Here is a 24,273-nt window from a genome sequence, read left to right on the forward strand (position 1 = left end):
CCAAACATAAAGTAGTTAATAAACCAAATCATTATTTGCTATCTTTAACAAATCTTACAGAGATAGATAGAATAAAACTTCTATTTTCTCTATGTTTGCCACCCTAATTAGAAATTTTCATGTCTTCTAATGTACGTACATATGTCATGCTTCACATGATTGTATTATTGAGTAGCTTCATTCCCTCAATAGTGCTTCTAATTGATGTGCCTGCTATCGAACTACTTTTTTTACGTACTTTGGCAGCCTTTGTAATGTTATTATTGTTGATTAACAAACGAGCTGCACCTAGCCTTTTTACAAAAAATGCGATTTTTCATATGTTAGGATCTGGAATATTAGTTTTCCTTTATTGGGGATTATCTTTTATTTCTGCTAAAATTTCCACAGCTTCCGTTTGTTTGGTCGGAATGGCAACTACTTCTCTTTGGATTAGCTTTTTAGATCCTCTTTTATCCAAACGCAAAAGTCGTCCTTTTCAAGTTTTGGTGGGTATGAATGCTATTTTAGGTATTTATATTATCTTCAACTCTGATTTTGATTATGGTTGGGGACTTGCTGTTGGAATTATAGGAGCAATATTTGGCGCATTACTCACTATTTATAATGCAAAATTAGCTCATCAACATGATGCTTATGTTGTTACTTTTTATCAGATGGGTGGTGCACTTATCAGCACTACTATTTTTCTTCCTTTTTACTATTATTTTTTCTTAGTTCCCGAGGGCAAATCATTTCAGTTTGAAGCAAGTCCTACGGATTATATGCTCATTTTAGGTCTTGCTTTTGTATTTTCTATTTATGCCTATTCTATTTTTATAAGTATAATGAAATCAATTCCTCCTTTTACAGTGGCATTGGTTAGTAATCTAAATCCTGTTTATGGAACGGCTGCTGCAATTTTACTTTTTCAAGAAACAGTAATGAATACAGGTTTTTATATCGGAACTGGGCTATTGCTTCTTTCTGTATTTACTTATCCGATACTGAGTGATTATATGAAAAATTATAAAAAGAATCAGATAGAAAATTTAAAAGAACAAGAAAAGAGCAAAGAAAAAGAAATAATTATTACAGAATAAAATACTACTATGCCCACGTTTTTTCACTTCTAAAAAGAGATATTTCTTCATTTTGAAGTGATAGTTCTTTACAAACAGCCTTTGTAGTTGGACGTTGTAAAAGAAATAAAGTAAGGATACTCATTACAACAAGAGCAAATTCTATTTCACCTGTCATATAATATCCCAAAGCAGCAAAAACTCCTGAAAAAGCAGGAAGTGTATATTTATAACTAGAAGCACGAAGGAAACGCTGAATTTTCCAACGTAACAGTACCTGCGCTTTAGCATCTGGAATGCGCTTTTTATATAAAAGAATTCCTGATAGTGCTACTCCAATACAAGAAATAGCTAATAACCAAACAAACCAATCTGGAAATATAACATAGGGAGAAGCATAACTATTTGGCTTCTGATAACGCCCTAAACCAAAAAAGAGCAGAATAAGAGGGGCAGAAACAGAAGAGTAAAATAAAACATCTAAACGATGAGTAAAATCAGAACGTTTAGTAACACCAAAAAAGCCTTTCTTTTGCATAAATTAATTATTAATCAAGTAATAAAAGTAAGATAAGATATAATTGAAAGAGGATTTATGTAAATAGGTGTATAGGCAGGTTTGGTAGTTTAGATATTTTGTTTTTTTTATTAAAATATTATTTATTACAAAACAATATTTACACCAAATTTATTAATAAATAATAAACTATTAGTAGTTTTTGAAAATTTTTCGATGAAAGCACAAGAAATCAAAGCGAATAATAAATAGTAGATATTTCTTTACGTAACGTACACAATCTATTTTTTTGATAAAAAAGAACGAAAAGTTTTATTTTTAGAAGGTTTATATTTTAAAGAATGACAAAAGCATGGAAAGAGCTAAAAGTATTGACATAGTATACAAAAATGGAGAATTTAAAACAATTAAAAGTCTTTATATCAGCAATTTATTTAAAATAATAGCTAAACAAATGGATGTTATTTTAATCAAAAAAAAGCTCCTAAAATTAGTTTAAACAAAAAAGCTGCTAAGAATAATCAGTTTCTAAAATCAATAGCAGATCCAAGAATTTTGATAGGCTTGCTTTAGAAAACACTAGAGTAATATAGTTTTCGTATTTTTGCAATAATCATTTACCAAAATACACAAACTCTATTCAATCCATGAAGAAGACATTATTCCTAAATATCAAATCATTAGTTCAAGCAGAAGCACAAAATCAAAAAATACCTTCTTTTCGTGCAGGAAAAGAAATGCAAGACTTGCCAAGCATAGAAAATGCGTTTTTAATCATAGAAAGTGGCAAAATAAAGGAGTTTGGTAGAATGGAAGACATGAACGACGAGCAAAAATCAGCTTGGTTAGATTCTTCCTCAGTAGAAAAAATAGATGCAACAGGCAAATTTATCTTACCTTCCTTTGTCGATTCTCATACACATATAGTCTATGCAGGAAGCCGAGAAACAGAATTTGAAGATAGAATACACGGCTTGACTTATGAAGAAATAGCCAAACGAGGAGGAGGAATTTTGAATTCTGCCAAAAGATTACAACAAACCTCAGAAGAAGAACTATACGAAGCTGCTCATCAAAGATTATTCGAAATGATAGGATTTGGAACAGGTGCAGCCGAAATAAAAAGTGGTTATGGGCTTACTTTAGAAGACGAACTGAAAATGCTCAGAGTAATCCGAAAACTAAAAGAGGTTTCTCCCATAGAAATAAAAGCTACTTTTTTGGGTGCCCATGCCTTTCCAAAAGAAATTTCAAGAGAAAGTTATATGGATTTGCTCACTCAAAAAATGATTCCACAAGTTGCTGAAGAAAACCTAGCCGATTATTGTGATGTTTTTTGTGATAGAGGATTTTTTACAGTAGAAGAAACTGACAAAATATTAAATGTAGCAACAAAATACGGCTTAAAAGCAAAGCTACATGCTAACGAATTAGATACTTCTGGAGGGGTTCAGATTGGGGTAAAACATGGCGCAAGAAGTGTTGACCATTTGGAACACATGGGAGAAGATGAAATAAATTCTCTCTTAAACTCTGCCAAAGTCAATAATCAAACCATGCCTACACTTTTACCAAGTACAGCCTTTTTCTTGCGTTTGGAATATGCACCTGCTAGAAAATTAATTGAAAGTGGTTTGCCTGTTTCATTGGCAACAGATTATAACCCAGGGAGTTCTCCGTCTGGAAATATGCCTTTTGTACTTTCACTTGCCTGTATTCACATGAGAATGACACCTGAAGAAACAATTAATGCAGCCACTTTAAATGCAGCCTATGCCATTGAATTAGAAAAAACACACGGAGTTATTCGCAATAATTCAGATGCAAACTTTATTCTAACTAAAAAAATTCCTTCGCTTGCATTTCTTCCCTATTCATTTGGTAGTAATTTGATTGAACAGGTTTTTGTTAATGGTGTTAGTAAATAGATGTTAGAACATGGAGAGTGAGGGTTAGGAAATTTTATTTTTATTTTCATTCTCTGTGTTTAAAATGTATTTTCTTTTGCATTACCTATAACTTTGTGTTTAAAAAATGTATTTTTACAATTCATTTCAAAATTCTTATTTCTTACCTCATATTTTATTACTATGAAACTAATACGATTCGACTGGGCAGTAAAAAAAATCCTGCGCCATAAGGCAAATTTTGGAATTTTAGAAGGTTTTTTGACCGAACTTTTAAAGTTTGATTTAACTATTGAAACTATTTTAGAAAGTGAAGGAAATAAAGAAGACGAATACGACAAATTCAATAGAGTTGATATTCTAGTCAGAACTACAAGTGGCGAACTTGTCTTGGTAGAACTTCAAAATACTGCAGAACAAGATTACTTTCAACGTATGCTTTACGGAGTTTCGAAGCTTGTCACAGAGTATATAAGAGAAGGCGAAGTATATGGAGAAATCAAAAAAGTATATTCTATCAATATTATTTATTTTCAACTCGGACAAGGAGATGATTATATTTATAAATATGTAGGAGAATTTGTTGGAGAAAATCTAGGTGATACTTTACAAGCAAGTAAAAATCAAAAAGAAAAATTTGATGTTGAAAAAGTATCTGATATTTTTCCTAAATATTATATTTTGAAAGTAAATAATTTTGATGATGTAGCCAAAAACACCTTAGACGAATGGATTTATTTCTTAAAAAATAGTGAAGTGAAGAAAGATTTCAAAGCCAAAGGATTAGAACTTGTAGAAGAAAAATTAAAGTATGAAAAGTTAGATGAAACAGATAAAAAAGTTTATCAACGTTTTCAAGAAAATAGAAGGATAGAAAAAAGTGTGATGCAAACAGCAATAGAAGAAGGTAGAAAAGAGGGCATAGAACAAGGCATAGAACAAGGTAGAGAGCAGGGCAGAGAAGAAGGTGTAAAACAAGGAGCATTACAAGCAAAAGAAGAGGTTGTAAAAAATGCTATTTTAAAGGGACTTGATAATCAAACGATAAGTTCTATTACTGATTTTTCTGAAAAAGAAATTGAAGAAATAAGACAAAAACACAAATAATTAAAGATGTATTAGTATTTATTTCTTAAATTATACTATTTACTTTATACTTTATTTATGGATACATTTTTAACAATAAAAGAACCCTCTGAAGGAGAATACAAAGAAAAAGGAAGTAAATTTTTAGCTTTTGCCTTTCAAGTCAGAACCGAAGACGAAATAAAAGAACGTTTAGACGAACTACGAAAAAAATACTATGATGCTCGTCATCATTGTTACGCCTATCAGTTAGGACAAAATGGAGAACTTTGGCGAGCAAACGACGATGGAGAACCTAATCATTCGGCAGGAACTCCTATTCTAAATCAAATAAAATCGTTTAATATTACAGACGTTTTGGTTGTCGTTATTCGATATTTTGGTGGAACAAAGTTGGGGGTAAGTGGACTTATCAATGCTTACAAAACCTCTACCCAAGAAGCCTTAGAAAATGCAGAAATTGAAGAGAAAATTATCACAAAAATTATTTCATTTTCCTTTGATTATTTAGGAATGAATGATGTGATGAAACTAATAAAAGATTATGATTTAGAGATAATAAACCAAGAGTTTACAAATACCTGTCAGATGAAACTTTCTGTTCGTTTAGCCATAGAAGAAGAAGTTGAAGCAAAACTACAGGATATAAAAGAAGTGAAAATGGATTAAATCAAAATTATATTCTATTTTATTAAGTTTTTTCAGAAAGTAATTTGCTCGCATCCAAACAATCAATTATATTTATAGGTACTACCACTTATGAAATAGGATTATATGATGCGATTTTTTTTTTCAATTACTTTACTTTTCTTTATTAATTTTGGATTTGCTCAACACAACCAAAGTGATAAAATACTAAATGTAGAGGCTCTTAATATTCAAAACGGTCTATCACAAAGTACAATTAATGATATTTTGGAAGATAGAGATGGTTTTGTATGGATTGCTACCGATGACGGACTAAACCGTTATGACGGACAAAAGTTCACAATTTATAAGCATATTCGTAGTGATTCGACAACTATTCCAGATAATGAAGTTAGAAGATTATATGAAGATACAACTGGAAAAATTTGGATAGGAACAGTAAGTGGTTTGTGTGTATATGATAAAAACACAAATCAATTTAAAAGTTATCGTAATCATGAAAAAAACTCAAACTCTCTTATCAATAATTATATAACTGCCATTGAGGAAGACCAAGATTTTCTTTGGATAGGGACATTGAAAGGTTTAAGTAAATTTGATACAAAAAAAGAAACATTTACAAATTATTCTACTCAAGAAAAAAACAGCTTACTTTTAGAAAGTAATGAAATTACAAGTTTACTTATTGATAATCAAAATCAGTTGTGGATAGGAACAGCAAAGGGTATAAATGTTTGGACGGCTGATAGAAAACCAAAAGAAGTTTATAATTGCAGTTTTAATAAAACATCTACAAAACTATTGGGTAGCCGAGTTAGCTCCCTTTATCAAGATACTAATAATAGAATTTGGATAGGAACAAATTATTGCGCTCATCTTTATAATCCATCTTCAGATGATTTCCAACATTTTACACTTTCAAATGGAAAAAAGTATCTTGTTTATAAAATTGGAGAAACTCAAAATGGAGATATTTGGGTGTCATCTGACGAACTTATTTATAAAGTAAACCCTCAACTTGTTTCTTTATCTGTCTATCGTACTTCTATAAGTCAAATAGGAGTAGTACAAACTATATATCTTGCCAAAAATGGTACAATGTGGATCGGAACTAGAGATGCTGGCTTATTAAAATATAATTCGTCTTCTAATCGATTTCGATTATACAAGGCTGAAAAAGGAAATAAAAATTCTTTATTTGATAGAAATATATGGACAATTCTGAAAGATAATAAAGGAATAGTTTGGGTCGGAACAGATGAAGCCATTTCAAGGATAAATCGCAATGATACAACTTCAACTAATCAAACTTCCTATTATAATATTCTTCAAGGAAAAAAAGAAACAGATTACCAAGGAGAAGGAGCTTATTCCATAGCACAAACAGACAGTGGACAAATTTGGTTTGTTGTCAGAACGACTATCATTCGTCTGGATAGTTTTTCAGAAAAAGAAGGCGCAAAATTTACGTCTCTTATTTCTAATGATGATTCTACAGCTGTTCAAAGCACTCTTTTGTATATACATGAAGATGCCAAAAATACACTTTGGGTCGCTAGTTTTGAAGGAGTTTATCAACTTATTCCTACTGATGTTACCAAAGAAAACAAGTTAGGTTATACTACAAAAGCATATTTAAAAGACCTTGAAGTTTGGCATATCTTTGAAGATTCTGAAAATATAATTTGGCTAAGTACCAATAAAGGATTAATTAAAGTAATTCGAAATGCAGAAAATCAACCTATTGATTTTATTTTTTATACCTCAGACCCTAAAGATATTACGTCTATAAGCAGCAATACTATTCGTTCTGTTACAGAAGATTCGAAAGGAAATCTTTGGATAGGAACAAATAACGGTTTGAATAAGATGGATAAAAAAACAGGTACTTTCGAACATTGGGGAGAAAGAAATGAACTAGCAAATTATGCCATTTATGGAGTATTAGCAGATGAAGATGATAATTTATGGTTAAGCACAAATAGAGGACTATTTAAATTTTTAAATGATACTCAAAGTCAAAGCCTTGATGATGACCGAAGAATAATTGTCTATGATACTAGAGATGGTTTGCAAAGCCTAGAATTTAATACAGGTGCTTTTTATAAAGCAAAAGATGGCGAAATGTTTTTTGGAGGGATAGAAGGATTAAATTCTTTTTACCCAAAAGATATTAAAGCAAATAAGGAAAAACGAAAAGTAATCTTGACAGGACTCAAAGTTTTCGGAGAAAAAATAAAAGTAAACCAAGAAAAAGAAGGACGAGTATTACTTCCAAAGGCATTAAATAATCTTGAAAAACTTAATATTACTTATGAAGATAAAATCATTACTTTAGAATTTGTGTCACCTAACTTCAATAAACCTGAATATGATACATACTTATACAAACTAGAAGGATTTGATAAAGAATGGAACAAAACAACAACCATTAAGCAAGCAACTTATACCAATCTTCCAGCAGGAAATTATACGTTTAGAGTAAAGGTAGTAAATGGTGATAACATAGAAGGTGACGAAAAAACTCTACAAGTAAGTGTTTCACCTCCTTTTTGGAAAAGTTGGTGGTTTATATCACTTTGTGCTTTGGTTGTTTTTGGAATTTCGGTAGGTTTTTATAAACATAGAATGAAAACCGTAAAAATTCAAAATGAAAAATTAGAAAAACTAGTAAATCAAAGAACATCCCAACTAAAAGAAAAAAATGAAGAAGTAAACCAACAAAATGAAGAGATTTTACAACAAAACGAACAGCTAGAAGAGCAGCAGAGATTAGTTGAAACAGCTTACAAGAATGTCAGTCTTTTGAGCGAAGTAGGAAAGCAAATTACGTCTCATCTTTCTGTTGAGATGATTATAGAAATGGTGTATGAATCTATAAATGAACTTTTAGATGCATCGGTTTTTAGTATCGGAATTCATAATAAAGAAGAAAACAAATTAGATTTTATTAATGCAAAAGAAAAAGGTGAAACGCTACCTTTTCATCAAACATCTTTAAATCAGGATAATTTACCTGCTTATTGTTTTAACAAAAATCAAGAAATTAAAATTGATGATTTACAAAAAGAATATAATAATTATATTCCCAATCAACAAGTAGCAACTGTAGAGGGTGAAATGCCTGAATCATTAATTTATGTTCCCATTATTTACAAAAATGAAACTATTGGAGTTCTGACAGTTCAGAGTTTTGAAAAGTATAGTTATAATAAAAATCATCTGAATATTATTCGAAACATTGCTGTTTATGCAGCTATTGCACTCATAAATGCAAAGTCGTATCAACAAATTACAGAGCAAAGTAAAGCCATCAGTATTCAGAATGATAATATAACAGCAAGTATAAATTATGCTAGTCGTATTCAGCGTGCTATGCTTCCACCACTTAAAGAAATAAAAAATGCTTTCGAAGAGGCTTTTGTGCTTTGGATGCCTCGTGATGTGGTAAGTGGCGATTTTTATTGGTTTACTCAAATGAAAGGCAAAACATTCGTTGCTGCTGTTGATTGCACAGGACATGGCGTTCCAGGGGCGTGTATGTCTATGATTGGAAACGATATGCTCAATCATATTGTACTTGGGAAAAAAATTACAGATCCTTCTCTTATTTTATTGTACCTTCATGAGCAAGTATCTCTAGTTTTGCGTCAGTCTGAAACACAAAATCAAGATGGAATGGATATGGCACTTTGTGTCTACGACAATGATTTGAAAACCATGGCTTTTGCAGGAGCAAAAAATCCAATGTATTATGTTCAAGATAAAAAACTAAAACAAATTGCAGGTGCAAAATCACCTATTGGTGGGCGTTGGCAAAACAATGAAGAGGATAGAGTTTTTGAAACTCATACTATCCAAGTAGACAAACCCACTACATTTTTTTTATGTACAGACGGCTATCAAGACCAGTTTGGTGGAAAAAAAGGAAGAAAATTGATGAAGAAAAAAATGAAGTCTCTCTTTGTAGAAATTGCTGATTTAGATGACACAAAACAACAAGAAGAATTAAAAAACTATTTTTTAGATTGGAAGAAAAATGAAGAACAGGTTGATGATGTTTTAGTAATGGGATTTAAAATTGGAAACAGTAATATATAGCTAATAATTGACTATTTTTGTGTGAAATTAATACACTAATTCTATTATCAAGAAGGAAAGTAATGAAATATTTTTTAGTAATTATATTACTATTTTTATATCAGTTTGGGTTTTCCCAATCTCAAAAACTTACAGAAGAAGAACTTACTTCTGAAACAAAAGCATTAGATATAGAGAATGGACTTTCTCAAAATACAGTAAATGCTTTGTTGGAAGACAAAGATGGTTTCTTGTGGATAGGAACAGATGACGGCTTAAATCGCTACGATGGACAAACAGTAGTTGTCTATAAACACATTCGTAGTGATACAACCACTATTCCTGACAATCAAATTCAGTCTTTATATCAAGACAAACAAGGGCGTGTTTGGATTGGAACAGTGGCAGGACTTGCTCTTTATGATAATAATACCAATCAGTTTATTTCATTTAGAAATAATAAAAATAATAATTCTTCTTTGGTAAATAATACCGTTCAAGCCATTACAGAAGATAAAGAAGGTTTTTTATGGATAGGAACAAGACAAGGATTATCAAAATTCGATACCAAAAATAATACATTTACAAATTATAGTGCAACTCAAAATGATTCTTTACTTTTAGGAGGAAATGATATAAAATCCTTAGCCATTGATGCTAATAATAATCTTTGGATAGGAACATATAAAAAAGGAGTCAATAAATGGAGTGCTGATAGAAAACAGCAAACATTATATCGTTACAATCAGGCTGATTCTTCTTCATTGTCTGGATATACAGCCAATGATATTCTAATAGACAAAGACAATCAAGTTTGGATAGCAACTGAAAAAGGATTAAATAAATACAATTCTAAAACAGATAATTTTCAACATTTTTCCTATAATGGACTTTTGTATAATTTACAATCCATTACACAAACTCAAAATGGAAATTTATATGGAATTAGTACAGATTATATTTATACATTAACTCCTTCTGACCAAAAACTCACTCGCTTCAAAACTAATTTTGGCTCTATTGGTACAACAGCATCTATTATTGAAACCCAAGAAAATACAATTTGGGTAGCTACTCTAAATTTAGGTGTTGTATATTTCAATCCTTCTAAAACAAATTTTCAGCTTTATACGAAAGAAAAAAACAACCCTAATTCACTGCCTAACACAAATGTTTGGGGAATTACTAAGACAAAAGATAATATTCTTTGGGTAGGTACAGAAGCAGGGATTACTCGTATAGAAAGACAACCAAACGGACAACCAGACGAGTACACAAATATTTTCAAAGGAAACAATAAAAATGACTTTAAAATAAATAGCGTTACCAGCCTCTACGGAACTAAAAATAAGAGTATTTGGGTAATGGGAAACTTTACTATTTCTCGTTTGATAGATTTTTCTGAAAAAGAAGGAGCTAAATTTGTTAGTTTGGAAAGCAGTATTACAGATACAACAACACTTCAATCGACAAGTTTAGCTGTTATAGAAGATAAAAAAGAAAACCTTTGGATAGCTACTTTTAATGGAATCTACAAATTAGAACCCACAACAGAAAATGATTGTGGCTATAAAACAAAACGTTTTTTAAAAACACTAATCATTTGGTCAGTTTATGAAGATAAAGAAGGAATTTTATGGCTAGGAACAAATGATGGATTAGTTAAAACAAAAAGAGATGAGCAAAATAATATCATAGGAACTACTTTTTATACCTATGATTCTCAAGATTTAAAGTCTATTAGTAGTAATGTAATTCGTACAATAGCAGAAGATTCACAAGGAAATTTATGGCTCGGAACAACCAATGGACTCAATAAAATGGACAAAGAAACCCAAACTTTTGAGTATTGGGGAGAACGCAACGAACTGGCAAACAATGCTATTTATGCCATTTTGGTAGATAAAAAAGATAATTTATGGATAAGTACCAACAGAGGTATTTTTAAGTTTTTGAACGACAAAGAAAGCCAAAATTTAGCTGATGACAGACGAATAATTGTCTATGACACACGAGATAATCTACAAAGTTTAGAATTTAATTCAGGAGCTTATTTCAAAGCTGATGATGGAGAACTATTTTTTGGTGGAATTAATGGTTTTAATTCATTTTATCCAAAAGATATTAAGCCCAACACAGCAAAGAGAAAAGTAATTCTGACAGAACTCAAACTTTTTGGAAATACTGTCAAAGTAAATCAAGAATATAATAATAGAATCTTATTATCTAAAGCTCTAAAAAACACAAATAAACTAGATTTGACTTATGAAGACAAAATCATAACATTAGAATTTGTATCGCCTAATTTTAATAAACCAGAATATGATACTTATCTCTATAAATTAGAAGGTTTTGATAAGGATTGGAACAAAACAAAATCTGTCAGACAAGCAACTTATACCAACCTGCCAGCAGGAGAATATACCTTTAAAGTAAAAGTAATCAATAGTGATAATATAGAAAGTGAAGAAACAACACTCAAAATAAGTGTTTCGCCTCCTTTTTGGAAAACATGGTGGTTTATTATGCTTTGTGGAGTAGTTGTATTGAGTACTGCAATAGGTTTTTACAAACACAAACTAAACTCTATCCAAGCCCGAAATGCAAAACTTGAAAGCCTAGTAAATGAACGAACTTCACAGTTGAAAGAAAAAAATGAAGAAGTAAATAATCGAAATGAAGAAATTAATCAACAAAATGAAGAGATTTTACAGCAAAATCAAGAATTAGAAAAACAGCAGAAACTTGTTGAAATAGCCTACCAAAATGTAAGTCTTTTGAGTGAAGTAGGCAAACAAATTACTTCTCATCTTTCCGTTGAAATGATTGTAGAAATGGTATATTCATCTGTCAATAGACTTTTAGATGCATCTATTTTTGCTATCGGAATTTATAATGCAAAAGAAAACTCATTAGATTTCATTAATTCAAAAGAAAATGGAACAACACTTTTTATTCATAAAACATCATTGAATGAAGAAAATCTACCAACTTACTGTTTTAAGCAAAACAAGGAAATTAATATCAAAGATTTACAAAAAGAATTTAATGAGTATATACCGAATCAAAAAATAAGTGCAATAGAAGGAGAAATACCTGAATCACTCATTTATGTTCCAATTAATTATAAAAATGAAACTATTGGTGTATTGACTGTTCAGAGCTTTGAAAAAAATAGTTATACTCAAAATCATCTTAATTTAGTTCAAAATATTGCTGTTTATGCAGCAATTGCACTAGTCAATGCTAAGTCTTACGAACAAATTACAGAGCAGAGTAAAGCCATAAGTATTCAAAATGAAAATATAAAATCAAGCATAAATTATGCAAGTCGTATCCAAAGGGCGATGTTACCACCCATAGAGGAAATTAAAAATACGTTTGACTCTGCGTTTGTCCTTTGGCTTCCTCGTAATGTTGTAAGTGGTGATTTTTATTGGTTTGCCAAAACGGAAAATAAAATTTGTATTGCTGCTATAGATTGTACAGGTCATGGCGTTCCAGGAGCATTTATGTCCATGATTGGAAATGATATGTTGAATAATATTATTTTAGAGAAGAAAATTCTGAATCCTTCTTTAGTTTTATCTACTTTACATCAACAAGTTTCTACAGCTCTTCGTCAGTCTGAAACTCAAAATCGTGATGGAATGGATATGTCTTTGTGTATATATGATACACAAACAAAAGAATTAGCTTTTGCAGGAGCAAAAAGTCCGTTATATTATGTTCAAGATGAAGAACTAAAAGATATTGCTGGAAGTAAATTTCCTATTGCTGGAAAATGGGGTGTAGAAAAAGAACGAGTGTATGAAAATCATATCTTGAAAATAGAAAAAGAAACAACCATTTTTTTATGTACTGATGGCTATCAAGACCAATTTGGAGGAGATAAAGGAAAGAAATTGATGAAGAAAAAAATGAAATCTCTTTTCGTAGAAATAGCTGGATTAGATGATACTAAGCAAAAAGAAAAACTGGAAAATTACTTTTTAGATTGGAAAAAATACGAAGAACAAGTCGATGATGTCCTTGTAATGGGATTCAAAATAGGATAAAATAATAATCTAAATTTTGATGATTCAAGTCAAATTCTTTCCTATTTTATTAATTTTAATTCTAAATTAAGTAATTGGGCAGAATTACATATAACAAAAACCACGATTTTAATCGTGGAAAAAGAGGAGCAGAAAGGTGGAAAATACACTCTAACTGTCTCATTCATTCATTCTAAAAAAGAGGCTTAATAAATAAGCTGTAAATAATTTAGCTCAATTACTTATTAGCATGAATACTTATGTTAGTATCAACATTGGATATTCAAACATTGAATAAAATGAATAGTCATATACATAAATTAGATTCTCAAAGGCATTCTCATATAATTGGAAGACTAGATGGAGTAACTGGAGATAGCATAGAAGCAGATAATATTGTTGTTTTTTGTGCTAATTGTCAATCTGTTTTTTTAAAAGAGAGTTGGGAATATATGAACTCAAAACATTGTGAGCAATCTGAAACTCTTGATTTTATTCCTCCACAAGCGACTTCATTTTTTGCCAAGAAAAGAGAAAAATTTAATTTTGAATTTTCTGATTACTCTTCTAGTGAAACGTTACAAGTTATATTTACAACAATTTCAGCCTCAGTCTTACTCATTATTTTTCCTAAGTTATTTTCAGAAATACCTTTTTATGTTCAAACCATTTTAACTTTAGTTTTATCAATAGTATTTGGCTTTTTGGCAAAAACAAAGAGTTTTAGAGAAACCTTTGGTGCAAATATTAAAAAAGTAAAAATTACGGAGAAAGGAATTGAGTTAAAAGGAGAGGATTTCTATTCCTTTCAAGAAATTGAAGCTATAGAATATGTAAAGACTTATGAAACTACCTATCCACAAAGCAGAAATTTAATAGATAAATCTAAAAATTCTTCTGATAATAGTTTGTATATTATCAGAAAAAATAAGATAACTATTCGCCACAAACTACCTACTAAATCACATTTAGAAACTGAATTGTTTTTGTTTGCTTTGGCTAGTTTTGCTCCGTTTGTACAATTACATTTTTACACAAAAAACAAGAAAGAAAGAGAAGTTCTAAAAATAATACAGAAAGAGTACAAAGGAAAAGTAAGTATTTTAGAATCTCCAACTGAACATCTTTTTTAAAATAAAAAATGGTTTAAGCACTATGCTTTTTACTTAAAAGAGTTTTTTGCAAATTATCTAACCATCTTTCAGCTAATTCCAAATTATTAAATTTTGAACAAGGCATTTGGCTATTTTCAGTTAATAATTCAGATTGAAATTTTAAAAATGCACTCTCTGGGAGAACTTCAGCTACCTGCATAAGTCCTGCATCTATAACTATTTGTTGTGCTTCATTATGGACAGCCATTACTGAAGGAGGGTAAGTTTTTGCATTTGTAGCATCAGTAAGTAATGTAAAATTAGGAACTGCCAAAAGCATGGCTTTCCTCCAATCATCTACATAACTTGAAATTACATCTGGATTTTTCCAAAAGCCTGTAATGGTAAGATAAAAACGGTTTTTTGAATATGAATACGAAATAGTGTAATACTCTGTATTAGCTATTACTTCAATGTCATTTAAGATAACATTGTTGGTTTTCTGATTGAATGATTGCATAATAAAAGAAGATAAAAAAATGTAAGAATTTTGTTCTAGTTTTGAAGAACTACAAATTCTAAAAAAAATAAAATAAGCTAAAAATTTCTTCCTCTAAAAATTAGACTTTTGATAAATTTTACAAAAAAAGTCGTAAGAAAGAATACTTACCTTTTCATAGTAACCTAAAAACAAGTAATAAGTTTGAAAAAACTTTATTATTTTTCTTTTAAGTGTTATTAATTCATATTATATTTTTTCTTGAGTTCTTTGAGTTGATTTTCTTTTGCTTTACGAAGTTTTCCATCTAACTCCTCAATCCATTTTATTTGGCTATATTTTCCATCTGGATGTGCTACTGTATAGTTTTGAAAATCAATTCCTTGTTCAGTAAAAATATCCTTATACATATCTTCTAATATAACAAAGTTTTCTGCAATATTTTGTTTTAAATCCGACATGCCTTCCCACTCAGGCATGATAATAGCTTCTAACCCTTGTATGTCCTTAAAGGTAATGGTTGCAGCTTGTCCACTTGCCTTAGCTGCCTGAATCTGTGCTTCAAATTCTCTAAAAGCAGCTTCATCAATAAAGAACCCTTCATCAATCTCATCTGTAATTACAAAACCAATAACGGCATCATTACTAGCTAGTTTACGAAGCATTAATTCTTGTTTCCACCCGTTCACTTTTTCAGCTTCTTTTTGATTCATGGCACTAAAAGGCTTACCATAATAATTTTCCCAAAGTGTAGAATCAGTAGGGTTTTCGGTAAGTTGTTGCCAAATAGATGATTTCCCCATTGGGTCTTCTACAAAATCATCTTGAGCGAAAGCAGAAGATATGCCCAAAGTAAAAAAAATAACTATCAAAAATAAGCCAAAAAATAGCTTTTTACTATTTCTTACACGTTCCTCATTTAGGTTTGAAGAAAATAACTCTGAAAGATAATTTACCAAAATGCTTCTTAAAGTTGGTTGGGGAAGAACAATCACTTTTGGTGTAGTTGATTGTAAAGTATTTATATCTTTGTAAATAGATTGATTCATAGAAAGTTAGCTTTTTTAGAGTGGTTTTTTTTAGTAAGAACGATAAAATTAAAAATTGGTTCTTTACTTTTTAAAACAGACATGCAAATGTGCATATTTTGATTCAAAATTTCAAATAAAAATGCAACAACAATACCAATACAGTAAAAAAAAGTGCTTTTTATTACACAATTTGTTCTGCATAACGACAAAATAACAGTAAATTAGATAACAAAGTAGAGAAAAGACAGAAAAATCGTATTTTTGTAATCCTACTAATCAAAAACTTCAACTCCATTATTATGTCTTTAGATATTGCAAACTTCAAAGAAACGTCACAAAATCATTTTGGGAAACTTACTCCTCAAATTCTTCAAGATTTTGAGAAAATTGTAGGTGCAGCATACATTTTTACAGACGATAAAAACCGAGATACTTACTCTCGTGACCATACTGAAGATTATTCTTTTTTACCTGATGTCGTTTTAAAACCACGCACACCTCAAGAAATTAGTGAAATAATGAAAATTTGTAATGAGCATATTTTGCCTGTTACACCTCGTGGTGGGGGAACAAGTTTGAGTGGAGGTGCATTGCCAACCAATCATGGTGTAGTAATTTCTATGGAACGCTTCAATGAAATTATTGAAATTGATACATTAAATCTCCAAGCAACTGTAGAAACAGGCGTAATTACTGAAGTTTTCCAAAATGCAGTCAAAGAAAAAAATCTTTTTTATCCACCTGACCCAGCAAGTAAAGGAAGTTGTTTTATTGGTGGCAATGTTTCACACAATTCAGGAGGACCAAAAGCTGTAAAATATGGTGTCACTCGTGATTATGTCTTGAATTTGGAAGTTGTTTTGCCAACAGGAGAAATTATTTGGACAGGGGCAAATGTCTTGAAAAACTCTACTGGTTATAATTTGACTCAGTTAATAACTGGTAGTGAAGGAACATTGGGTATTGTTACCAAAATTGTATTCAAACTTCGTCCTTATCCTCATAAAAATATTGCTTTACTAGTTCCTTTTGAAAGTAATGAAGAAGCATGTAGAGCTATTTCAGCCATCTATATTGCAGGAGTTACTCCTTCAGGGATGGAATTTATGGAACGAGAAGCTATTGAAAGAACAGCTTTTTACTTAGAAGATAAAATGAATCAAAAGACAAATATTGATTTGCCTTCTACTATACAAGCCCATTTGATTATCGAATTGGATGGAAACAACGAAGAATCAATGATGCAAGATGCCGAAAAAATTGTTGAGACATTAGAAAATGGCTTTAAAATAGGAGAAATTTTGTTTGCCGATTCGGAAGCTCAAAAGGAAGAACTTTGGAGATTGCGTAAAAATATTTCGCCTGCCGTAAATGCTTATTCACTCACAAAAGCAGAAGATGTAGTTGTTCCTCGTGGAAATTTGCCTGAGCTTATTACTTCTATCAAAAGAATTGGTGATCAATATGGTTTTCGTTCAGTTTGTTTTGGGCATGCAGGTGATGGAAATCTACATGTAAATGTGTTGAAAGAACAAATTTCGGAAGAAGATTGGAACACAAAAGTAGTAGATGGAATTGGAGAAATTTTTAAAGAAGTTGTTCGTTTGGGTGGCATGCTTTCAGGTGAACACGGAATTGGAATTGCCAAACGTCCGTATATGTCTATTGCGTTAGGCGAAGTAAATCTAAGATTGATGAGAGAAATCAAAAAAGTATTTGACCCAAATGGAATATTAAACGCAGGTAAGATATTTTAAATTTTGATTAAATAATGATATAAAGTTTCGTTTTTTGATAAAAATTTAGTTTATTGACTATTGCTTTAAGATTTATTTAGAATTTTGAAGCATTATTTATCACACAAATTTACTTATCTCTCACTTAATTTTAATTTTACTCTTATGGATCAGAATGAAGCTGCTTTGGCAGGAATGATGGCAATGATGGGAACATTTATGTTAATTGTTGTCCTTATTCAAATTTTTATTTATGTATGTTTATGGAAAATTTATGAAAAAGCAGGCAAACCTGGTTGGACTGCCTTAGTTCCTATCTATAACTTAGTCATTATGATGGAAATTATTAACAAACCAGCCATTTGGGTTTTGTATTTATTTATACCTTTTTATGGTATTTATATAGCTATTGTTTCAGTTGTAGAGTTTGCCAAAGTATTTGGAAAAGATACAGGTTTTGCTATCGGATTGATATTATTACCTATTGTGTTTTATCCTATGCTTGCTTTCGGAGATGCCCAATATCAAGGCACAATGGCAGGCGAAAAAGTATATGATGACGGTATTTTAGATAGAGGATAATCTTTTCTTTTTCTAAATAACAAATACGGACTTCTCAAATTTTTGCTAAACACTTAGATTTGAGAAGTTTTTTGCTTTAACTCAAAAAATAAAAAACTATGAATGGAATTTTTTTATACGTAACTTATGATGGACTGGTAACAGTTTTAGTTATAATGATAGTTGTACCTACTATCACAATAGGATTTTTTATACACTTTCTTATTAAATATATAATAAAGAAAAGTAGAAATAATAAGAATTAAATTAATTGTATTGCAACCTTTTTTTTATTTAAAATTTATCAACTATTCGTAAACACTTAGATTTGAGAAGTTTTTTACTTAAAAAAATATGAATAGAGTATTTTTGTATGTGACCTATGATGGAATGATAGGAGTTTTTATTGTTCTATGTGTGCTTGCTGTTATAGCTATTGTAGCAGTAATCCTTATTTTCTTTTTAATTAGATATTTTATAAAAAGAAAAAAGCGTAAGTAAACTTTTGCTAGAAAATAACTTGTCTTATTGTCATAAACTTCCTTGTATGTTTAACTTAATTGCTTCTTCGTTTGGTGGAGATATTCCTGTCAATTTAATTATAGAGTTTATTTTTCCTCTTGGAATAGTTTTTTTGTTTTATGTTGTGCGTGGAATTTGTTTGTGGGGAATTTTTAAAAAAGCTGGAAAAATGCCTTGGATTGGTCTTATTCCTATTCTTAATTTTATCATTTTGCTAGACATCACAGAAAAGCCTAAAGGTTGGATAATTGGTTTATTTTTTCCTCTCCTGAACTATGTTTTATACTTTTATATCTATATAGAACTTGCCAAAAAATTTGATAAAAATGCTTGGTTTGGTGTAGGAATGGTTCTTTTGCCATTTATATTTCTTCCAGTGCTTGCTTTTGGAGATGCACAATTTCAAGGACAAAAAGAAATTTTTTATGATGATGATGTTTTAGATAGAGGATAGTCTTTCATTCTTTTTGTATTTATTCTACCTTTGTGGTCTTATTTTCTCTCGCACCCTAAAGGGTACGGTACATTTTTTTGCACACTAAAGTGTACACTACATGAATGATACTTTTTATTTTTTTTCTTGGCAAGATGTAAATTTTTTTAAATCAGAACTGCTTTTAGTTTTGGCTTGGCTGCTTGCTTTTTGTGGTTTGCTTTTGCCTAAAAAACTAACTTACTTTTTTGTGCCTTTTGTTTGTAGTTCTGTTCTGTTGGTAAATATTGGTTTACTTATTTTTTCTTTAGGTAAACTTGAAACAGATACAACTACTTTCTTTTGGAATGATTTATTTTATCAAAATAGATTTACCTATTATCTCAAAATTTTGATTTCAGTTTCTGGACTATTTGCTATTTGGATTCAATATTCTTCTCATAAGTCCTCTTCTTTTTTACAAAAAACAGTTTCAGAATGGTTTGTCATTCTTTTAGGAGGAATTTTGAGCGCACAATTTCTACTTATTTCAGCTAACATTTTTGGAATTTATGTGAGTTTGGAAATGCTGTCTATTTGTGGGTATTTATTAGTTGTTTTTTATGATAAGCAAATTCTTGATACAAGTGAAAATAAAAAAAGTAAAGGAAAACTAATTGCTTCTTCCTTCAATTATCTTGTTTTTGGTGCTGTTAGTTCAGCTTGTTTGCTTTACGGTTTCTCTTGGTGGTATGGAATGAGTGGCTCTTTTTCTATTCCTATTATTTTTCATGCTAGTTTTAATATTTCTGATATTTTTCTCAATGCTTCTTCAACAGAATCAAATCAAATTACTTTTCTGATTGGTTTTCTTTTAATAGGAATTGGTTTTTTATTCAAGCTGGCTGCCGTTCCTCTTCATTTTTGGATAAGTGAAATCTATAAGAATGCTTCTTCTGGAACTATTTTTTTCTTGGCAACTATTCCCAAAATTGCTGTAAGTGGAATCTTATTTTTTATTCTGAATTATTTAATAAGTATTCCTTCAAACCTTCAAGAAATTATCTTTTCCACGCTTTCTATTTTGGGAGTTTTGTCGGCTATTTTTGGTGGTTTTTTAGCCATTCAACAAAGCAATTTCAAACGTTTTTTTGCATATTCAGGAGTTTCTCAAGTAGGTTTTTTGATTCTCCTTTTAGTTTATAACTTTCAAAATGCCGTTATTTCTACCAACGGAATTCTGATTTTTTGGATTTTCTATATCCTATCAAATGCTATTATTTGGAAGTTTTGTGCAGAATTAGAAAGCATAACCAATACTGATTTATCAATAAAAAACTTAAAAAACCTTTCTTTTATTCCAAAAATAATTCTTTCTATTGCTTCTCTCTCTTTGGCTGGTTTTCCTCCTTTGGGTGGTTTTTTGGTAAAAATGATTGTGATTTTTGTAGCTTTTCAGAATTATCAAAATCATTCTAATCCTACATTTTTATTTTCTCTTATCGGAATTGGACTAGCAACTCTAATAGGTTTCTTTTATTATCTCAAAATTCCTTATTATTTGTTTATCAAATCGTCGGTGGGGACACCGACAATGACAGGAGAAAAAGATTTTGAGGTAAATACAATTTCTACTCTGACACTTTTTTTGACAGGATTATTAATTTTGATAAATGTAGTTTTGGCTATTTATGCGATTCGTTTTTTGTAAAAACTACTTTCGAATACTAGATAGGATTAACTCTCCATTATTAATAGACCAATGTCGTTGTTGGTATTTTAGCGAAGCGACACCAAACACCAACAATCCAAAATGAAACTCAATCAGATAAGTAAGTAAATCTAATCAATACATAAAAAGGGGAATTTTGAAATATTTTAAATTTTAATGCCTATTGGCTGGATTATAGGTATTGGGCTTCAAAACGCTTTCAAAACTAAACAAAAAAAGGTAATATTAAAATAATCTAATCAATACATATTTTTTAAACTTGTCTAATTTAAACTTATATAATAAGACAGATATTTACAATGAAATTTGAATATATTTGAATTAATTAGAAGTTAGTTTTAACTGAGAGTGATTATAAGGCTACTCTATTCATATTAAAAGGTCTTAGAATATACTAAACAAAGAAAAAGCCTTAAAACAATGTTTTAAGGCTTTTTTTATAGATTTATAGAGATTACAGTTCAAATTTCTGTCTTATAATCTGTTCGTAAAATAGAGTTTGACGCTCTAAAGTTTCTATTTGTTTGCGTAATTCTATAATTAAAGCAGTCTTGAAATCTCCTTTTATAACATTCTCATAAAAATCAAGACTTTCACTCGTTACCTTACCCTCAACCTTACCCTTTTCCTTACCCTCGACCTTACCCTTTTCGTTTTCGGTGTTTGGAATCAATTTTTCTTTTTTTAGATAAAGAAGTTCGGTGTCTAATTCTAAAATCTTGAAAATCTTAGAAGCCTTTTCAAAATTTGGCTTAGATTCTTTTGATAGATAATTATAAACAGTTCCTCGTGAAACTCCTATTAAGTCGGCTACTTCCTGAGCGTTTAGCCCATTTCTTTTCATGTACAAGTCTAATTGCTTGTAAAATTCTTCAATGTCATACATAATTATAAATTTGTTTTGGAATAATTTTAAATATTTGTCTAATTTATTCTAAATGATTTGGAATTCTAATTTAGAATATCTATGTTTGTTAAACATAATTAGGAACGATTGTTCCCTTTTTGACAAATATAATCTAATTTATATGAAAACTCCAAGACATTCTAAATATAATTTAAAATACGGCGACCAAACTCTCATAGCTAATAGTATAAATTGTTCGGCAAGATGCGTTAGAAAGGTCATAAAAGGCAATTATAAGCAAGAAACTCGCTTGCAACTAAATATAATTTACTTAGCTGAGTTTTTAGAGAAAATTGAAAACAGAAATGAAGACTTTTCAATTGAGTTTGAAAATGTATTAGAAAAATTAGAATTGAACAAAAACGCAGCTTAAAAATGGAATTATCTGTAAAACAACTTATTGAACTGTCTAAAAATAGTATTAGTGAAAGCTATATCTATAAGGCTATATCGGTAAGTCGTGCAAAAGGGCGAAAATCTTGGCAAACGGTGGAAGAAAAAGGAGAATTACTTATTAAGTACGATTCAATTCCTACGCCTACTAAATCAAAACTTCCTGAGCTTGGTCAGATTCGGGCGACTGTTCGTTCTGACAAAGTTTCTAATGTAGATAAAGAAAAATTAGACGCTATTTCTAATTTACAAAATAGATTAGTGTCTAATAATGACGATTTGAAATTCTATCTAAAGTATTTTGAATTTGAAAAATCTATACATTACGCTCGTGCGTGTGAATGGTTACGTCTATTATTAGAATTTAAAGGCAAAAAAGCAATTAAGAAAATAGGTTTTTATGACAAAAATGATTTAAGAACGGCTGTTTTGCAATATCTAAAGGAAGAACAAAACGAAGCATTAAAAAATGTAACTAGCATACAAACGCTACAAAGAAAAGAAATAGCTTTTAATAAAAAAGGCTATAAAACACTATTAGACGGTAATACAGGAAAGAAAAACGGTCAAAAACTAACTCAAGATGCTGAGGACTTTATCTTGTTTACTTATTCTGACCATAGAAAATTTAGTATAGAAGAAACTACTCGTATTTATAATAAGGCTTGTTATAATGAATCATTGCCTTTGTTTGGAAATAAAACAGTTACAAGCCAAACCATAAAAACCTTTTTATTCCACCCAAGTCAAAAACAAATTTGGTACGCACCACGCCACGGAAAAAGTTTTGCAAGAAACGAGTTTGAAATGGTTATTAAGCGTAAACGTGCATCTTTTGGGGGTGCAATGTGGGTTCTTGACGGTTCGCCTTTAGAACTACATTATAAAAAATGCAAAAAGACAACTGATAAAAACGGAAAAACAAAAAACATTTGGACAACTGGTAGAAAGTATATTTTTGCAGCTATTGACGCACACTCTGAGGCTATTTTAGGATATTCTATTTCTGAAACTGAAACTATTGAAACGGTAAAAGACTGTTTAAGAAAAGCTGTTAGACAAACTAACACTTTTCCTATTCAATTACAGTATGATAATAGTTCGGCTCTAAAAAGTGGTCAAATTCAAAGTGTTATGAAAGCTATATCTCGTTACAATACGCCTGCTTCAGTTGGTAATGCACGAGCTAAAATTATAGAATCTTTCTTCCACCGTTTTTGCACGGAGGTTTTGAAGTACGAACATAATTTTAGTGGTGGAAATATCACTACTAAAAAAATAGATTCTAAGGATAATAGAGAATGGATTAAAGATAACTTTGATTTACTTCCTACTGAATTAGAACTCGACGAACAAATTGAAAAAGCAGTAATTCAATGGAATTACGAAAAGAAAGAAGGACACGAAATTACACGCTATGAAAACTTTGCTAAGGATAAGGAAAAACAGCGTCCCTTTGATGCAAAATTATACCGTGAGGCTTTCTTCTTTTGGGGAAAAGACACTAAACACGGTCGAGGCGAATACAAATACACAAACGATGGCATTACAATTCAATATCAGAATGAAAAATATTCATTCATTTCTTATGATGCTTCGCTAAATAGTAGAATCCTTCACGGAAACTATCAAGTGCGTTTTGATCCAAATTCTTTAGGTAATGACGATTCTTTATTATGGCTTTACAAAAATGATGTTCCTTTTACAATAGACGAACAACATGTAGCACTTGCAAAAGCTCCTGAGCAGCCAATGGCTATTGTAGATTATACTGAAGGTAGCCGTCAAGAATTAGAAAACATTTGGAAAGCGCAAAAGGAACAAATGCTTTTAGTCGACGAAATGAGAGTTTCAAGAATAGACAATGTTCCTGACAATATGAAAATAATTCAAAAATCAAATATTCAAAAAGACTATCTAAACGCAATTGAGGATGCACAAAAAACAATCACAATAGGACAAGATAGCAAAATTAACTATTCAAATAATCTTTTATTTAATTTTCAAAACGATAGCGACGACGATGACGAATTGGAAATCGCTGGATAAT

Annotated in this window: 17 protein-coding genes; 13 read left to right on the forward strand and 4 right to left on the reverse strand. The window is 30.4% G+C overall.

What is annotated here, in order from left to right; translation table 11 throughout:
• Positions 1 to 119 precede the first annotated feature (119 nt).
• Entirely contained in the window at positions 120 to 1,082 is a 963-nt protein-coding gene (locus tag V9L05_RS20350; protein WP_338813707.1) for a DMT family transporter, read from the forward strand.
• A gap of 7 nt (positions 1,083 to 1,089) precedes the next feature.
• Here the strand turns inward: V9L05_RS20350 and V9L05_RS20355 are convergent, their stop codons facing one another.
• On the reverse strand, positions 1,090 to 1,599 hold the full coding sequence (locus V9L05_RS20355) for a hypothetical protein (protein WP_338813708.1): 510 nt from the start codon (positions 1,597 to 1,599) through the stop codon (positions 1,090 to 1,092).
• 626 nt (positions 1,600 to 2,225) lie between these two features.
• Here V9L05_RS20355 and hutI point away from each other — a divergent pair.
• From hutI to V9L05_RS20385, 6 genes are all read left to right on the forward strand, one after another.
• The gene (gene hutI / locus V9L05_RS20360; protein WP_338813709.1) at positions 2,226 to 3,506 is read left to right on the forward strand and encodes an imidazolonepropionase; all 1,281 of its coding nucleotides are present in this window, start codon (positions 2,226 to 2,228) and stop codon (positions 3,504 to 3,506) included.
• A 162-nt stretch (positions 3,507 to 3,668) separates the two neighbouring features.
• Positions 3,669 to 4,592: an Rpn family recombination-promoting nuclease/putative transposase gene (locus V9L05_RS20365; protein ID WP_338791644.1), complete on the forward strand. Its 924-nt coding sequence runs from the start codon at positions 3,669 to 3,671 to the stop codon at positions 4,590 to 4,592.
• A gap of 57 nt (positions 4,593 to 4,649) precedes the next feature.
• On the forward strand, positions 4,650 to 5,240 hold the full coding sequence (locus tag V9L05_RS20370) for a YigZ family protein (RefSeq protein WP_338791643.1): 591 nt from the start codon (positions 4,650 to 4,652) through the stop codon (positions 5,238 to 5,240).
• 105 nt (positions 5,241 to 5,345) lie between these two features.
• A complete protein-coding gene (locus V9L05_RS20375) occupies positions 5,346 to 9,320 on the forward strand; it encodes a two-component regulator propeller domain-containing protein (RefSeq protein WP_338813710.1) in 3,975 nt (1,324 codons plus the stop codon).
• Between the two features lie 62 nt (positions 9,321 to 9,382).
• A complete protein-coding gene (locus V9L05_RS20380) occupies positions 9,383 to 13,357 on the forward strand; it encodes a two-component regulator propeller domain-containing protein (RefSeq protein ID WP_338813711.1) in 3,975 nt (1,324 codons plus the stop codon).
• A 278-nt stretch (positions 13,358 to 13,635) separates the two neighbouring features.
• Positions 13,636 to 14,469, forward strand: coding sequence for a hypothetical protein (locus V9L05_RS20385; RefSeq protein WP_338813712.1), 834 nt, complete (start codon positions 13,636 to 13,638; stop codon positions 14,467 to 14,469).
• Between the two features lie 13 nt (positions 14,470 to 14,482).
• Here V9L05_RS20385 and V9L05_RS20390 read toward each other — a convergent pair whose 3' ends face one another.
• Both V9L05_RS20390 and V9L05_RS20395 read right to left on the reverse strand, forming a co-directional pair.
• A complete protein-coding gene (locus V9L05_RS20390) occupies positions 14,483 to 14,950 on the reverse strand; it encodes a hypothetical protein (RefSeq protein ID WP_338813713.1) in 468 nt (155 codons plus the stop codon).
• Positions 14,951 to 15,168: 218 nt separating this feature from the next.
• Entirely contained in the window at positions 15,169 to 15,978 is an 810-nt protein-coding gene (locus V9L05_RS20395; protein ID WP_338791638.1) for a hypothetical protein, read from the reverse strand.
• A 281-nt stretch (positions 15,979 to 16,259) separates the two neighbouring features.
• Here V9L05_RS20395 and V9L05_RS20400 point away from each other — a divergent pair, with 281 nt between their 5' ends.
• The 4 genes from V9L05_RS20400 (at position 16,260) to V9L05_RS20415 (ending at position 20,902) form a co-directional block, all read left to right on the forward strand.
• Positions 16,260 to 17,717 (forward strand): FAD-linked oxidase C-terminal domain-containing protein, encoded by a 1,458-nt coding sequence (locus V9L05_RS20400; RefSeq protein WP_338813714.1) that lies wholly within the window; start codon positions 16,260 to 16,262, stop codon positions 17,715 to 17,717.
• A 144-nt stretch (positions 17,718 to 17,861) separates the two neighbouring features.
• Positions 17,862 to 18,278 (forward strand): DUF5684 domain-containing protein, encoded by a 417-nt coding sequence (locus V9L05_RS20405; RefSeq protein WP_338791635.1) that lies wholly within the window; start codon positions 17,862 to 17,864, stop codon positions 18,276 to 18,278.
• 526 nt (positions 18,279 to 18,804) lie between these two features.
• Positions 18,805 to 19,233, forward strand: a complete 429-nt coding sequence (locus V9L05_RS20410) for a DUF5684 domain-containing protein (protein ID WP_338791634.1) — start codon at positions 18,805 to 18,807, stop codon at positions 19,231 to 19,233.
• Positions 19,234 to 19,333: 100 nt separating this feature from the next.
• Positions 19,334 to 20,902 carry a proton-conducting transporter membrane subunit gene (locus tag V9L05_RS20415; RefSeq protein ID WP_338813715.1) on the forward strand — a complete coding sequence of 523 codons (1,569 nt, stop codon included), beginning with the start codon at positions 19,334 to 19,336 and terminating at the stop codon, positions 20,900 to 20,902.
• A gap of 475 nt (positions 20,903 to 21,377) precedes the next feature.
• Here the strand turns inward: V9L05_RS20415 and V9L05_RS20420 are convergent, their stop codons facing one another.
• Positions 21,378 to 21,809, reverse strand: a complete 432-nt coding sequence (locus V9L05_RS20420) for a helix-turn-helix transcriptional regulator (protein WP_338813716.1) — start codon at positions 21,807 to 21,809, stop codon at positions 21,378 to 21,380.
• A gap of 142 nt (positions 21,810 to 21,951) precedes the next feature.
• On the opposite strand from V9L05_RS20420, the gene V9L05_RS20425 reads away from it, so the two are divergent.
• Together V9L05_RS20425 and V9L05_RS20430 are read left to right on the forward strand one after the other, a co-directional pair.
• Entirely contained in the window at positions 21,952 to 22,203 is a 252-nt protein-coding gene (locus tag V9L05_RS20425) for a hypothetical protein (RefSeq protein ID WP_338813717.1), read from the forward strand.
• A gap of 2 nt (positions 22,204 to 22,205) precedes the next feature.
• A complete protein-coding gene (locus V9L05_RS20430) occupies positions 22,206 to 24,272 on the forward strand; it encodes a transposase family protein (RefSeq protein ID WP_338813718.1) in 2,067 nt (688 codons plus the stop codon).
• The last annotated feature ends 1 nt before the right edge of the window (position 24,273 follow it).

Source organism: Bernardetia sp. Wsw4-3y2, from assembly GCF_037126295.1.
Taxonomy (GTDB): Bacteria; Bacteroidota; Bacteroidia; order Cytophagales; family Bernardetiaceae; genus Bernardetia.